This window comes from Methylobacterium sp. AC315, from assembly GCF_979253755.1.
This window is the reverse complement of sequence record NZ_CEEDEA010000025.1, coordinates 16,892-31,174: the sequence shown is the minus strand read 5'-3', so window position 1 is coordinate 31,174 and position 14,283 is coordinate 16,892. Positions and strand designations below refer to the sequence as shown.

Genomic DNA, 14,283 nt, shown 5'->3' with positions numbered 1-14,283 from the left:
CTCCCTGTCCAGCACGGAGGCCCGCATGATTCCCCCCGAGACCCACCTGCAGATCGGTTCGCTCCTGTTCGAGGGGCTCGACCAGATCGACCTCACCGGGCCGTTCGAGGTCCTGTCGCGGATCCCCAATGCGACCTACCGGATCTACGGGCCGAGCCTGGACCCGGTGCGCGACGTGCGCGGCCTCCGGATCACCCCCGACGCCACCCTGGCGCAGGCGCCGCGCCTCGACGTGCTGCACATCCCCGGCGGCCAGGGCCAGGAGGCGCTGATGCGCGACGCCGCCGTGCTCGGCTGGATCCGCAGCCAGGCCTCGGGCACCTCCCACGTCTTCTCGGTCTGCACCGGCGCGCTGCTGCTCGGGGCGGCGGGTCTGCTGGTCGGGCGGCGGGCCACGACCTACTGGAACGCGGTCCACCTGCTGCCCTGGTTCGGCGCGGAGGCGGTGGACGCGCGGGTGGTGATCGACCCCGATGCCGACGGCCGCACCTGGCTGTTCGCGGCCGGGGTCACCGCGGGGATCGACGGCGCGCTGCAACTCGCGGCCGCGCTGCGCGGCGACGATGCCGCGCGGCTGATCCAGCTCGGCATGCAATACGCCCCGGAGCCGCCCTTCGACAGCGGCACGCCGCGCAGCGCCCCGCCGGCGATCCTGGCGCAGGCCCGGGAGGCGGCGGCCGGGATCACCGCCCGGCGCGAGGCCACCGCCCGGGCGATCGCGGCCGAGCTCGGCATTTCGGATCCCGAGATCCACGACTTGCCAAATCGCACGCCGGTCACCGGGAGATGACGCCGGCCCGGTGACACGACTCGGCATCGGTCCTATCTGTCCGCTCTGGGCGGGCAGAGTCATGACGGACGTAACACTGAGAACCGCGAAGTTCGCGATCGGCGCCGTGGTGCGTCACAGGATCTACCCGTTCCGGGGTATCGTGTTCGACGTCGACCCGGTGTTCGACAACACCGAGGAATGGTGGCTGGCGATCCCCGAGGATGTCCGGCCGCGCAAGGACCAGCCGTTCTACCACCTGCTCGCCGAGAACGCCGAGACCGAGTACGTCGCCTACGTGTCGGAGCAGAACCTCCTGCCCGACACCTCCGGCGAGGCGCTGCGCCACGCCGGCATCGCCGAGATGTTCGAGCGCGACGCCGTGGGCGGCTACCGCGTGCGCGACCGCGTCCGGAACTGATTTTTTTCGACGATCTTCGAAGGAGCCGGCCGAGTCCGTCGTTCCGCGGTCCGGGCTCCCGAAGGGCGAGCCCTTTGGGAGCCCCCGAATCCCGGCGCCGGCGATCGCGCATGAAAAAGGGGCCGGCCCTCGCGGTCCGGCCCCCGATCTCAATCCGCCGGGGCGTTACTTCGCGGCCGGAGCGGGCGCGGCGCCGGCCGCCGGCGCGGCGTTGCCCTGCTGCTCGAGCTTCTTGCGCATGTCCTCGGAGCGCTTCTCCAGCTCCGACTGCAGCTTCTTCTGCTGCTCTTCCAGGACCTTCGGGTCGATGGCCGGGCCGTCGAAGGCCTTGCCGAAGCCGGCCAGCGGCACCGCGAAGGTGACTTCGCGCTGGGTCTGGTTCTGGACCGAGACGTTGAGGGTCGTGCCCTTCTTCATCGCGGCGACGACGCCGGCATCGACGCCGCCGGCCTCGGCGAAGCAGCCGTTCGGGAAGCAGACCGCGAAGCGGCCCGGGGTCGCGGCCTGGCCGTCGACGTTGAAGCGGATGCCCGGCTGCAGCAGCAGGCCGAGCGGCAGCAGGTAGCGCACCACGCGGACTTCCTGCTTCTGCGCGGCGTTCTTCATCTCGTAGACGGCCACCGCCAGCACGGGCTGGCCCTGGTCGGACACGAAATCGCGCGTCGTGTAGCAGATGTCGGTGCCGGAGCCCTGGTCCTTGCCGCAGACCTTGGTCCAGTCGGCCTGGCTCGGCTCGGACTTCACGGTCACGATCTGGGGACCGGCCTGCGCGGCGCCGCCGGCGGGGGTGTTGGCGGCCGGAGTGTTCGGTGCGGTGGGGGCGGGCGCGGTCGGCGCGGGGGCCGCGGGCTTCTTCGCCTGGGACAGCGCCGGGGCGGCCGCGAGGCCGAGGCCCGCAAGGCCGAGGAGGGCGGCGCGTGCCAGCGTCGCGGGGCGGGTGAAGGACATCGGCTCTGACCCCTTTGAAGAAACGTGGTGTGGCTTGCGGAATGCGGAGCCGGCCTGACGGGCTGGTCCGCCGGACCGCCCGGGCACGCACCGCCGTGGCGTGCCTCCCGGGGCTCCGGATGAATCGGTCCGACCATCGGGCGAGGATGGGCGCCTCATGCGCGCATCGCCCGCCCCAGCGACCGGGCGGCCTGCCTGTCCCCTCCGAATGAGGCGAAGGCATGACACCACGGCATCGAGCGCCCTCGGAGCGCGTCGTGCCGCAGCGGCCTCCGATAGGCTCCTGCCTCCCCGGCCGCAAGCGCGACGTTGGCCGCGCCCGCGTGCACGGCCCCCACGCGCCACCGTGATCCGGACGTGTGGCGCGGCGACAGCCTCGCCCAAGGGCTGGCGACAGCCTCGCCCAAGCGAGCCGATTTCAAGTGAGCGCATCTTAGGCGCGGGTTAACCATGGCCGGCCGACCATGCGGATGGATCTGCGGTTTGAGCGGGGGTCGGATTGAGCGCGTTCGCGGTGGCGGAGAGGACGGCCGACGCCGCGCCGGACGCGTCCGCGCGGTCCGGCGGGCTGTCCGCCAGCCTGTTCGCGGCGGCTCGGTCCGGCCCGCAGCGCACGGCCCTGCGTGATTCGGGGGACCGGGCGGCGTGGTGCGGGCGCCCGCCGATCACCTGGACCTACGCGGCGGCGGCGGAGATCGTCGGCCGGCTCGCGCGCGGGATCGGCGCCTGGCGGCTGCCCGCGGGCAGCCGGGTCGGCCTGTGGTTCTCCGGCGGCGCCGAATCGGCCCTCGCCCACCTGGCCGTCGAGGCGGCCGGCCACCTGCCCTGCCCGATGCCCGCCCTCTGGGATGCCGGGCAGCTCTCGGCCGGGATCGCGTCCGCCGGCCTGGTCGCGGTGCTGACGGAGGGCCGCCGCGGTGCGCGCCGTCCGGCCGAGGACCTCGCCCAGGCGGCCATGGGCCATTTCGGCCTGCGCTACCTCGCCGCCTTCGGGCCGGGCGTCCCGGACGGCGTGATCAGCCTCGACGCGATGGCTCTGGAGCGCGGGGTCGTCGAGCCGGTCGCGAGCCGCGGCCTCGTGACCTTCGCGGCGGCCGACCCGACCCGGCCGGTCTACCGCAGCGCGGCAGCGCTCGCCGCGGCGATCGACGTCCACCTCGACGTGCTGCCGGTGACGGCGGACGAGCGGATCCTGACGCTCCTGCCGGCCCACGACCTGCGCGGACTGGTCACCGGCCTCGGCGCGGCGCTGGCGGCCGGGGCCAGCCTCGAGACCGTGATTCCCTTCGACGAGGCGGGGTTCCGGGCCGGCCTGATGCGGCCGGTGCCGACGCGCCTCGTGGTCCCGTCCCTGATCGAGGCGGCGCTCGCCGCCCTGCCCCTGCCCTGGACCGTGCGGGCCCTCCACGTGGTCCACCGGGCGCCCACGCACCTGATCCCGGGCCCCGTCGCCGAATCGGCCGGCCCGCGCCGCCTCGATTCGCTGGTGTTCGACGAAGACGTAGTCCTCACGCGACCGGGCGGCCGCGACCTCGCCGCGACACTGGCCCATCCGGAGCGGGCGCCCCTGCCCCGAGCGCTCCTCGATCTCGCATTCCTCGATCGCGGCCCGGTTTATCGGGGCCTGGTTTATCGCGGCTTGGCCTGCGCGGCGGCGCCCCTCCCCCGTGGCGGCGTTCCCGACCTGGACCCCCAGGATTGGCGGAACTCGGGCTACCGGCCGGTCTCGGCCGGCGGGACCGTGACCGGTGTCGAGACCGCCTGACCGGCGGACGGCATTCGGTTCATCCAGCGCTCAGGCACGACGGATAATCTCGCACGCGCACACAACCGGACGGATCCGATCCGCTTCTTCGCGGGTTTCGCTTCGGATTGTGGTTCTGGCTATCTTCCCAAGCCACGCTTCATGAGGTACCGCTCAAGCCTATGGGTGCGCTGCAACAAGTGCTCGTGGTCGATGACGGTGTTCGCGCCGTGGACCGGTCCCTTTCGGGCGAGCTGGCCAACCTCGGCTACGCGAGCGTCACCGCCTCGATGGAGGCGGCGGACGATGTCCTGGCCGTGATCGCCCGCCCCGCGGCGGTGCTGCTCCAGGCCCCGACCCGTCGGGACCCGGCCTACGCCCGCCGCGCCGCACGCCTGCGCGCGCAACTGCGGGACCGCGGCATCCCGGTCCTCCTGATCGGCGACGCGGCCGAGGGCCGGGCCGGCGGCCCGGTCGACCTCGCCACCCGTCTCGGCGCCTACGTGGCCGCCCAGCCCGACCTCTAAGCGATAAGTTTTCGTTCAAAGCTCCGCCGCCCTAGCGGGTGCCGCGAGGCAACCTTAGGTCGCGCGCCGTCCCGGAGTGCAGCGCAGCACTGGGTCGCTGCGCTGCGCGCCATGACGGCCTTGGACGATCTGCCCGGACGATCGTGTCCGATTCGGCCAAGGGCCCACGGCGCGTCATCGGCGGCGATTGGAAGCGCGCTCAGCGCGCGCCGCGCATCAGTTCCGGCGCGCCGAGCCGCGGCAGCACGCCCTCGCGCATCACGATCCGCCGGAGCGGACCGAGATGCGACATCGCCAGCAGTCCCAGGCCCCGCAGCGCGTCGACCGGAACGAGGTCGGTGAGCAGGCTTCGGTTCAGGAGGTCGACCGCGGCCGTGCGGGCCGCCGCGTCGAGGCGGCGGCTCCGGGCGTAGCCGTCGAGTACCGGCCGGCCGCCGGGGTCGCGGCCGTCCCGGGAGGCGGCGACCAGCAGGTCGCGCAGGGCGGCCGCGTCGCGCAGGCCGAGGTTCAGCCCCTGTGCGCCGATCGGCGGGAAGACGTGGGCTGCCTCGCCGACGAGCGCCAGCCGCTGCGCCACCGGGCTCGACACGGACAGGCCGCGCATCGGCACGAGGCCCCGGGGGCCGTCGATCCGCATCGCGCCGAGCATCGCCCGGGCCTGGCGCTCCACCGCCTGGCCGAGGGCGGCGTCGTCCAGGGCCGCGAGGCGCCGCGCGGCGCTCTCCGCGGTGACCCAGACGAGGCTCGACCGGTGGCCGCCCGGCAGCGGCACCAGGGTGAACGGGCCGGAGCGGGTGTGGAACTCGGTGGAAACGTCCCGGTGCGGGCGGTCATGCGCCAGGATCGTGGTGATGGCGCTCTGCGGATAGGTCCAGTCGCGCACGCGCACGCCGCTGGCGGCCCGGAGCGGGGAGCGCGCCCCGTCGGCACCCACCACCAGACGCGCCGCGACCGTGCCGCCATCCGCCAGGGTCAGGCGCGAGACCGCCTCGCCGGGGGCGGCGCCGGCCGCATCCGCCTCGACCAGGGTGAGATTCTCTTGGGCGCGGGCCCGGATGCGCAGGCTCTCGACCAGGCGGGCGCTCTCGACGTTCCACCCGAAGGCGTCCAGCCCGATCTCGGCGGCCTGGAAGCGCACCGGCGGCGGCCGGAACAGGCTGCCGGTGTCGTCGATGATCTGCAGGGTGCAGAGCGGGCTGGCCTGCGGCGCCACCGCCTCCCAGGCGCCCAGCGCCTCCAGGAAGCGCACCGACCCGTCCAGCAGCGCCACGGTGCGCCCGTCCGCCACGGGGGCGTGCCGGCCGACCAGGGCGGTCCGGATGCCGGCCTGGGCGCTCGCCAGCGCGGCGGCGAGCCCCGCGGCTCCCGCGCCCACCACGGCGACGTCGAAAGGTATATTCACCACTTCTGACATGCTGCCCGACGCGATCCTTTGAACCGCCTGCGCCCATGATCCGGGTCGCATCGGCGGTCTCGGCCGATTCGTCCCTATGGGACAGATCCTATCTGAGTCTTGCAGTCACCCTGCCAATCCCGGCCGGCGCCGCCACGGCGCCGCAGCCCACCGAGCGATTGGCCTGCCCGGTGAGTCTCCGTTCGCAGAACAACGTTGACGTGAGGCCGGGGGTCTACATTTCTGTGGACTTCCACGAACCTGTCGGACGTCCGATATCCGCACGAACGCGAGCGAACTCCGCAGGCTCCTCGCCGCGAAGGGATGCACGTTCGAGAACCACACGGGCGGCTCGGGCCATCTCACGGTCCGGCGTGGCGATCGGGTGTCGCAGATCCCGATGCATGGCGGCCGGAAGGAGCTCGGCACGGGGCTCGTCAACCGCATCCTTAAGCCGTTGGATCTCAAGTGACTGGCTACATCTTCGATCTCGAACCCGACGACAACGGGACGTATCTCGCCACCTGTGCGGCCTTTCCCGAGATCACCACGTATGTCGAGGATCCGGCCGCCCTTCCGATGAACGGCTTAGGTGCCCTTGAGGAAGCCCTGGCGGCGCGCATCGCGCGCGGTGTGGACATACCCGCACCGGCGCGAGTGGAGGCCGACGAGGCTCCCGACACCTGGGATGGACGCATCATCAGGGCTTGGGTCAAGCTGCCATTGCAGACCGACCTCAAGGTGATGCTGTACCGGATGCTGCGGAGCAAAGGCATCACGCGCGCCGAGCTGCAGCGCCAGCTCGGCTGGAACCGGGAGAGCGTCGACCGGCTGTTCCGGCTCGATCATCAGACCCGAACGGCACAGTTCGACGCTGCCTACTGGGCGCTCGGTTGCGAACTGAGCGTGCAGAGCGTGCCGGTGTCCTGAGCGCTGCGTCTTCGCTTCGTCCGAGCGCGCCGTTTCACCCGAGGAACGCCGACAGCTCCGAGAACAGCTCCTCGGGCCGCTCCTCCTGCAGGGTATGCCCGCAATCGAGCGCCCGGCCCGAGACGGCTGTGGCCTTCTCGCGCCAGGTCTCCAGCACGTCGTAGGTCTGGCCGACCACGCCCCGCGCCCCCCAGAGGGCGAGCAGCGGCGCCGTGATCCGCGCCTCCGAATCGGCCGCGTCGTGCTCCAGGTCGATGCCTGCCGCCGCCCGGTAATCCTCGCAGATCGCGTGGCGGCAGGCCGGGTCACTGTAGCAGCGCAGGTATTCCGAAAAGAGGTCCGGCGGGGTCGAGCCGGAGGTCTTGGACTGGCCCTCGACGTGGTGGCGCAGGAAGTATTCCGGGTCCGCGCCGATCAGGGTTTCGGGAAGCGGATGCGGCTGGATGAAGAAGAACCACCAGAAATAGCGCGTCGCGAAGGCCTTGTCGGTGCGGGCGTACATCGTCGCCGTGGGGGCGATGTCGAACAGGGCCAGGCGCTCGACCCGCTCCGGATGGTCCAGGGCCAAGCGGTGGGCGACACGGCCGCCGCGGTCGTGGCCGACCACAGCGAACCGGTCGTGGCCGAGCGCCCGCATCACCGCCACTGCGTCCGCCGCCATGGCGCGCTTGGCGTAGGCGGCGTGGCGCTCGCCGCCCGGGGGCTTGTCCGAATCGCCGTAGCCACGCAGGTCCATCGCCACGATGGTGCGGCGCTCGGCCAGGCGCGGGGCGACGTGCAGCCAGGTCGACAGCGTCTGCGGGTGGCCGTGCAGCAGCAGCACCGGCGGCCCCGAGCCGGCCGAGCGCGCGTGGATCGTCACGCCGGGTGCGGTCTCGATCCGGTGCCGGTCGAAGCCCGGCAGAAAATCCGTCGCCATGCGAGTGGGTCGCCTCCGTGTCGCGAACGCGTGTGCCGTGAGCCCAGGTGCCATGCGCCCGTGCGCCCGTGCCTTGCGCCGCACTGGCGCGCCGGCATGCACCGGATGATAAGGCGGCTCCGGCACGATGTCCGCCGAGCCACCATGACAGATGCACGCGCGCCTCAGGACGCCGCCCCCCGGGATGCGGCCGTGAACGACCCCGACGCCGCGGAGGCGCCGGAGGGCGTCCGCGCGCCGCTGCTGCGTCCGAGCATCCTCGATCCCCTGTTCGCCCCGGCCCGCGCCCTGCCGGGCGTCGGTCCCAAGATGGCGCCGCTGATCGAGAAGCTGCTCGGCACGCCTGAGCGGGAGGCCCGGATCGTGGACCTGCTGTTCCACCTGCCCCAGGGCGGCGTCCCGCGCCGGCTGATGGGCTCGGTCAGCGAGGCGCCCGTGGGCGAGCCGGTGACCGTCGGGGTCACCGTGGTGGCCCACCGTCCGGCCCAGATCGGATCGGGCAAGCGCCCGCACCGGGTGCTGGTGGAGGATTCCACCGGCGACATCTCCCTGGTGTTCTTCGGCATGCCCCGCGCCCGGGTGGAGAAGATGCTGCCGCTGGGTGCGCATCGCTACATCACCGGCCGGATCGACCTGTGGGACGGCACCCGCCAGATGGTCCACCCGTCCCGCATCGTGGACGAGGCGGGCTTGGCCGAGCTGCCCGCCGTCGAGCCGATCTACGGCGCCACGGAGGGGCTGACCTCCCGGGCGATCAACAAGCTCGCGGTGGCGGCCCTCGATCGCCTGCCGACCCTGCCCGAATGGCAGGATCCGGCCTGGCTGGAGAAGAACCGCCTGCCCGCCTTCGCGGATGCGCTCCGCGTGGAGCACCGCCCCGACGAGCCGCTGCCGAAGGCCGAGGATCCGCTCCAGCCGCCGCCGGCCACCCCCGCACGGCGGCGGCTGTCCTACGACGAATTGCTCGCCTCGCAGCTGGCGCTCGCCCTGATGCGGGCCCGCCAGCGGCGCAAGGCCGGCCGGGTCAACGCCGGCGACGGGGCGCTGAGCGGGCGCATCCGGGCCGCCCTGCCCTTCGCGCTCACCGGCGCCCAGGCCCGGGCGGTGGTGGAGATCCGCGAGGATCTCGCCGCCCCGCGCCGGATGCTGCGCCTGCTCCAGGGCGATGTCGGCTCGGGCAAGACCGCGGTGGCCCTGCTGGCCATGGCGTCGGCCGTGGAGGCCGGGCGGCAGGCCGCCCTGATGGCGCCCACGGAGATCCTGGCCCGGCAGCATTTCGACCGGCTCCAGCCGCTGGCCGGCTCCCTACGGCTGCGCCTGATGACCGGCCGCGACCGGGCCGCCGAGCGCAAGAGCACGCTCGCCGCCCTCGCGGCGGGCGAGATCGACATCCTGGTCGGCACCCACGCGCTGTTCCAGGAGGCGGTGACGTTCCGGGACCTCGGTCTCGCCGTCGTGGATGAACAGCACCGGTTCGGCGTGCACCAGCGCCTGGCGCTCGGCGCCAAGGGCGAGGCGGTGGACTTCCTGGTCATGACCGCGACGCCGATCCCGCGCACGCTGGCGCTGACCTTCTTCGGTGACATGGACGTCTCGGTCCTCGACGAGAAGCCCGCCGGCCGCCAGCCGATCCGCACCATCACCCTGCCGACCGAGCGGATCGACGAGGTCGTGGCGGGGCTCGCCCGGGCGATCGCCACGGGGGAGCGGGTCTACTGGATCTGCCCGCTCGTGGAGGAATCCGAGTTCATCGACCTCGCCGCCGCGGCCGAGCGCTTCGACGACCTGAAACAGCATTTCGGCGACGCGGTCGGGCTGATCCACGGCAAGATGCCTGGGCCCGAGAAGGACGCCGGCATGGCCCGGTTCGCCGCTGGGGACACCAAGGTCCTGGTCTCGACCACGGTGGTGGAGGTCGGGGTCGACGTGCCCGAGGCGACCATCATGGTGATCGAGCATGCCGAACGGTTCGGCCTGGCACAGCTGCACCAGCTCCGGGGCCGGGTCGGGCGCGGCTCCAAGGCGTCGTCCTGCCTGCTGCTCTACCGCGGGCCGCTTGGGCAGGTGGCGCGGGCCCGGCTCGAGATGATGCGCGACAGCGAGGACGGCTTCCGCATCGCCGAGGCCGACCTGAAGCTGCGCGGCGAAGGCGAGGTGCTCGGCACCCGCCAGTCGGGCCTCGCCGCGTTCCGGCTGGCCCGGCTCGAGAGCGACGGCGACCTGCTCGTGGCTGCCCGGGACGACGCCCGGATGATCGTCGAGCGCGATCCCGGCCTGAGGAGCCCGCGCGGCCAGGCGCTGCGGGTGCTGCTCTACCTGTTCGAGCGCGATGCCGCGATCCGATTGATCGGGGCCGGCTGAACGGCCCGGGTGGGACGTGGCTTTCCTGAACGGCGCGTTCAGGAAAGCCCGCCGTTCAGGAAAACGCCACCTTGGCCCTGCACGCCCGGGAACAAACCGCACGAAACCGCCTGCTGATGCACGCGGAGCACGTAATGCGGAGAAAATCTCTGTTTCAGAAGGACTTGTGCTGAGCTGCGGGCGGGCCGGGGCCGGCCTCACGGCGGCGGGAGATCGCGTAGACATGCGCCTTGACCTTGCATCAGCCACAATCGTCCCTTAACTGTAGATGAACGAATGGCCCGGTAAGCCGGGACATCACGGACGAATCTGGAGGACGGACATGTCGAACGGACTGTTCCAAAACCTGCCGGGCTCCCACGAGATGGCCGGTATCCAAGCCTTGCCGACCGAGCCCTGGTTGTTGCCGATCTCGGACGGTGCCGTCGCAGCGGTGACGAAGACGTCGGAGGATCTGCAGGCTGCCGTGCGGCGGGCCGCGCGTCCGTTCTGGCTCGCTGCCAACGGGATCTGCATCGCGCTGGGCTTGGCCCTGACCATGCAGTGCGCCACCGGTTGGGCCCCGACTCCGACCCGCAGCGCCGTCACGGTCGCTCAGGCCACGCCGCCGACCATCGCGCCGCAGACGGCTTCGCTGCAGCGCTGAGTCACACGATCTCAGAATGAGCGACGGATTTCAGGGCCGGCCCGCGCGTGCGGGGCGGCCCTTTCGGTTGGGCCTCACGCGTCCTGCGGCTCCCGGTGGGCCGCCGGGTCGCCTGCCTGCTGCGCCGTCCGCAGGGACGCCGCCATGGCATGAAGCCGTCCCTGCGGGTCCTCCGGCTGGATCACGCCCGCCGACATCACCAGCTTGGCCGCGTCGTCGACACTGATATGCAGTTCCACCACCGCTGAGCGCGGCAGGTAGAAGAAGAAGCCCGTGGTCGGGTTGGGCGCGCAGGGCAGGAACACCCCGACCATCTCGTCGGCGCCGGCGGCGTTCCGGGCCTGCAGCGCGCCCTCGACCTCCGGGGAGGCCGGAGCCGACAGGAACACCACCGACCACGTGCCCTTCACCGGGAACTCGACCAAGCCGACCGTGCGGAACGAGGTGCCGTTGGCCGAGAACAGGGTCTCGAAGATCTGGCGCAGGCCCTTGTACAGGCCGGAGATCACCGGGGTGCGGGCCAGCAGCACCTCGCCGAACTCGATCACCGAGCGACCGACTAGGTTCGCCGTGAGGAAGCCCAGCAGCGTCACCGCCAGGAACGCGATGACAAGGCCGAGGCCGGGGATCGAGAACGGCAGGTAATGGTCCGGCAGGTAGTTCGCCGGCACCAGCGGCTTCACGAAGGAATCGATCAGCGCGATGAACCACCACGTGATGTAGGCGGTGATCGCCAGCGGTCCGGCCACGATGATGCCGGTGAGGAAATAGGTGCGCAGCCGCCCCCGCGCGCTGACGCGCGTCTTCGGGGTGGCGGGGCCGGGCGCGGATGCGTCGGGCTCGGGAGCCTGAATCGGCGGGGAACTCGGCGCCACGGGTGCCCTCTCGGCCGCTCGACCTGCGGCGATCCTGCCTGGGGGCGATCGGTCCCCCGAAGGCACAGGTAGCGGCTGCGCTTGTCCGCCTCAAGGGCGATAGCCGCGTGCGGCCTCGCCGCCTGACCGTCCGGTGGCCGAGCCATGACCGAAATTTCACGCAACGGCCGCCCCCGGCAGGCGGTTGTTCCGGCAGTCCCGACGGCGCGCTGAAGACGACCGACGCCGGCCGCCGACGCCCACCGGGCCAGACCGGAATCCTGACATGACCAGACTGAAGACGCTGGCGGCTGCCCTGGCCGCATCGACCTTGCTCGCCGGCGCGGCCGCGGCCGCCGACCAAGCTGCGCAGCCGGACCGCACGGCACCGCACGTGACCGGCGCGCTGCAGAAGCAGGCCGCCGCGGAGGCCGGCAAGCTGTCGACCGACGGCATCGACGCCTATCGCGACGTCCACCTGGCGCGGCTCGCGATCTACGAGGCGAAGCCCGAGCAAGCGCGGATGTTCGTCAGCCACGCCCAATCCGCACTGGAGAAGTCCAAGACCGATTCCACCGCCTTCACGAAGGCCGAAGCCGACCTCAAGCCGCCGTCCGGCATGCGCACGGCGGCCACGATGGCAGGGGGTGCCCCGGCGGGCGACGCCGCGATGGGGCAAGCGGGCGCCAAGGACACGCCGCCGGCGAAGGCCGGGACCGCGCGCGCGACCGAATCGGTCACGTGGTTGCCGGTCGACGCGCAACTAGTCCTGGCCGACGACTTCGTGGCCCGCACCAAGGATCAGTCCGCCGCGATCGACGAAGCCAACCACAAGCTGCGGGCCGGAGATCGAACCGGCGCGGTCGATCGGCTCAAGCTTGCCGGCGTCGATGTCGATTTCACCATGGCGGTGGTGCCGCTGGTCAAGACCACCCAGGACGTCGATCAGGCCGCCAAGCTGATCGCCGACGGTCAGTATTACCAGGCCAACGTTGCGCTGAAGCAGGTCGAGGACGGCGTACGCTTCGATACGATCGACGTGACCACGGTGCCGAAAGCGGCTGCCGCGCCCAAGCCGGAGGCTGGACACGCCACGGCCAGCACCGCCAAGTCGGCCGCGCAGTGAGGCGGGGCGGCGGGCTACGGGTCTGCCGCTGCAACCTCGCCGCTACCGCTCGGACGGGGACGTCGGATAGCGGGTGCTGGCATCGCGTCCCGGGGGATCACCGCGCCGCGATGCCCGATCACGGCGCCTGCTAGGCGGTGCGCCTCGGCGGCGGAGGCCTCCGGGGGCAGCCCAGCAATGCGTGCCGCGAGGTAGCCAGCCGCGAAGCTGTCGCCCGCGGCCGTCGTGTCGACCACCCGGTCCACCGGGCCGGCCGGCACGTTCGTGTCAGACGTCCCGTCCAGCACCCGGGCGACCGGGACCGAGCCGTCCGCGGTCTTGAGCACGATCTCGGCACGGCCACGGTAGCGCAGCACCTCCTCTTCCCCCGCCTCGCCGAACAGCCAGTCCAGGTCCTCCACCGAGGCGAAGATCAGGTCCGCCTGCGCCAGGGCCTGGCGGAACGCCGCCCGAGCCACGTCCCGGTCCGGCCAGCCGCGGGGCCGGTAATTGGTATCGAACGCGACCCGTCCGCCCCGGGCGCGCAGGGTCGCCAGGGTCTCGGCCAGGGCGGCGCGGCCGGCCTCGCCGTAGAGCGACAGGCTGATCCCGGAGACGTAGACGAGGTCGTCGGACTCCAGGGCGGCACGCGTCTCGGCCGCGCCCGGTTCCGAGAACAGGTCCCGCGCGGCGGCGCTGTCGCGCCAGTAATGGAAGCTGCGTTCGCCCGCGTCGTCAGTGCGGATGATGTAGAGCCCCGGCATCCGGCCCGGCAGGCGGCGGACCCGCTCGAGGCCGATACCCTCGCGGCCCCAGGCTTCCACCATCGCGTCGCTCCAGGTGTCATCTCCCAGGGCGGTGACGTAATCCACCGTCACGCCGAGGCGGGCGAGGTAGAGCGCGGTGTTGAGCGTGTCGCCGCCGAAACCGCGGACCAGGCTCCCATCCGGCCGCTCCGACAACTCGACCATGCACTCCCCGACGCAGGCGACCCTCATGCGGCTTCTCCGTGTGCGGAGCCTCGACCGGGCCGGTGGACGACCGGACCCGTCCGGCTTGGCCTATCGATCGCGCGGCCGCCTCGTGGGCTCGTATCCTTTTGAAGTATAGCCCTCATCGACCCCCGCCGGTATCCGGTTTTCGCGCGTCGCGCGCAGTCTTCCAGCGCGCCGTCCTGAATTGTCCGACGTCATTGACCGTCTCGGACTTTTGAAGATCCGATTCGAACATATTGGAACGTTGAGGGCCACTGGCTCCGGCCCGGCATCAACACGAACTCGTAATAGGGTAACGAGGATGGCTACTTCGCAGAGGGTATCCTCCCGTACGACCTGACGTCGGCCGTCAGCGTCGGTATCGGCGGCCGCCACTGGCGAATGCAGACCGGTTCGGTCCGTATCAGCTCTCGTTCTCCCCCGGAAGCTCGACCGAATTCGAGACCGACCGGTGCAACGCCTCCGCTCAGATCGCCTACGAGCTGTCGGATCTGGGGCTCGGCGGATCGGACGGTCCGCCGGTTCTGGTTCACACGGACCTATCTGCGCCGGGTCGAGGTTTGGGAGCAGTGCCTTGTTCGTACGGAACGCGCGTCATATCCCGGATCTCGTCTTGCCGGATGGTTCGGCAAATCCGTGTGTGCCCTCTGGATACCATCTCTGGAAGCGCG

At 71.8% G+C, this 14,283-nt stretch carries 14 protein-coding genes; 9 read left to right on the top strand and 5 right to left on the bottom strand.

The genetic code is table 11. The features are described 5' to 3' along the window. Positions 1 to 25: 25 nt before the first annotated feature. Together AC0IY0_RS25220 and hspQ are read left to right on the top strand one after the other, a co-directional pair. Positions 26 to 790, top strand: a complete 765-nt coding sequence (locus AC0IY0_RS25220; protein WP_471766025.1) for a DJ-1/PfpI family protein — start codon at positions 26 to 28, stop codon at positions 788 to 790. Between the two features lie 61 nt (positions 791 to 851). Then, entirely contained in the window at positions 852 to 1,190 is a 339-nt protein-coding gene (hspQ, locus tag AC0IY0_RS25215; protein ID WP_147909570.1) for a heat shock protein HspQ, read from the top strand. Positions 1,191 to 1,355: 165 nt separating this feature from the next. Here hspQ and AC0IY0_RS25210 read toward each other — a convergent pair whose 3' ends face one another. Beyond that, complete coding sequence (locus AC0IY0_RS25210; RefSeq protein ID WP_471766023.1) at positions 1,356 to 2,138, bottom strand: invasion associated locus B family protein; 783 nt, start codon at positions 2,136 to 2,138, stop codon at positions 1,356 to 1,358. Positions 2,139 to 2,652: 514 nt separating this feature from the next. On the opposite strand from AC0IY0_RS25210, the gene AC0IY0_RS25205 reads away from it, so the two are divergent. Further along, complete coding sequence (locus AC0IY0_RS25205; RefSeq protein WP_461231462.1) at positions 2,653 to 3,903, top strand: AMP-binding protein; 1,251 nt, start codon at positions 2,653 to 2,655, stop codon at positions 3,901 to 3,903. Positions 3,904 to 4,064: 161 nt separating this feature from the next. Further along, positions 4,065 to 4,409 carry a hypothetical protein gene (locus AC0IY0_RS25200; RefSeq protein ID WP_147899101.1) on the top strand — a complete coding sequence of 115 codons (345 nt, stop codon included), beginning with the start codon at positions 4,065 to 4,067 and terminating at the stop codon, positions 4,407 to 4,409. A 199-nt stretch (positions 4,410 to 4,608) separates the two neighbouring features. Here the strand turns inward: AC0IY0_RS25200 and AC0IY0_RS25195 are convergent, their stop codons facing one another. After that, positions 4,609 to 5,823: a UbiH/UbiF family hydroxylase gene (locus AC0IY0_RS25195; protein ID WP_471766022.1), complete on the bottom strand. Its 1,215-nt coding sequence runs from the start codon at positions 5,821 to 5,823 to the stop codon at positions 4,609 to 4,611. A gap of 256 nt (positions 5,824 to 6,079) precedes the next feature. On the opposite strand from AC0IY0_RS25195, the gene AC0IY0_RS25190 reads away from it, so the two are divergent. Together AC0IY0_RS25190 and AC0IY0_RS25185 are read left to right on the top strand one after the other, a co-directional pair. After that, positions 6,080 to 6,274 carry a type II toxin-antitoxin system HicA family toxin gene (locus AC0IY0_RS25190; protein WP_147938635.1) on the top strand — a complete coding sequence of 65 codons (195 nt, stop codon included), beginning with the start codon at positions 6,080 to 6,082 and terminating at the stop codon, positions 6,272 to 6,274. After that, positions 6,271 to 6,732, top strand: a complete 462-nt coding sequence (locus tag AC0IY0_RS25185; RefSeq protein WP_471766021.1) for a type II toxin-antitoxin system HicB family antitoxin — start codon at positions 6,271 to 6,273, stop codon at positions 6,730 to 6,732. Before AC0IY0_RS25190 ends, AC0IY0_RS25185 begins: the two co-directional genes overlap by 4 nt. A 34-nt stretch (positions 6,733 to 6,766) precedes the next feature. Here AC0IY0_RS25185 and AC0IY0_RS25180 read toward each other — a convergent pair whose 3' ends face one another. Continuing rightward, the gene (locus AC0IY0_RS25180; protein WP_471766020.1) at positions 6,767 to 7,651 is read right to left on the bottom strand and encodes an alpha/beta fold hydrolase; all 885 of its coding nucleotides are present in this window, start codon (positions 7,649 to 7,651) and stop codon (positions 6,767 to 6,769) included. Between the two features lie 144 nt (positions 7,652 to 7,795). On the opposite strand from AC0IY0_RS25180, the gene recG reads away from it, so the two are divergent. Further along, entirely contained in the window at positions 7,796 to 10,012 is a 2,217-nt protein-coding gene (recG, locus tag AC0IY0_RS25175; protein WP_246692635.1) for an ATP-dependent DNA helicase RecG, read from the top strand. 322 nt (positions 10,013 to 10,334) lie between these two features. After that, positions 10,335 to 10,658: a hypothetical protein gene (locus AC0IY0_RS25170; protein WP_147938569.1), complete on the top strand. Its 324-nt coding sequence runs from the start codon at positions 10,335 to 10,337 to the stop codon at positions 10,656 to 10,658. A 74-nt stretch (positions 10,659 to 10,732) separates the two neighbouring features. Here the strand turns inward: AC0IY0_RS25170 and AC0IY0_RS25165 are convergent, their stop codons facing one another. Beyond that, entirely contained in the window at positions 10,733 to 11,533 is an 801-nt protein-coding gene (locus tag AC0IY0_RS25165) for a DUF502 domain-containing protein (RefSeq protein ID WP_147938570.1), read from the bottom strand. Positions 11,534 to 11,798: 265 nt separating this feature from the next. Between AC0IY0_RS25165 and AC0IY0_RS25160 the strand changes: the two genes are divergently transcribed. Beyond that, entirely contained in the window at positions 11,799 to 12,638 is an 840-nt protein-coding gene (locus AC0IY0_RS25160) for a YfdX family protein (protein ID WP_147938571.1), read from the top strand. Positions 12,639 to 12,652: 14 nt separating this feature from the next. Here the strand turns inward: AC0IY0_RS25160 and AC0IY0_RS25155 are convergent, their stop codons facing one another. Continuing rightward, on the bottom strand, positions 12,653 to 13,615 hold the full coding sequence (locus tag AC0IY0_RS25155) for a sugar kinase (protein ID WP_147938572.1): 963 nt from the start codon (positions 13,613 to 13,615) through the stop codon (positions 12,653 to 12,655). Between the last annotated feature and the right edge of the window lie 668 nt (positions 13,616 to 14,283).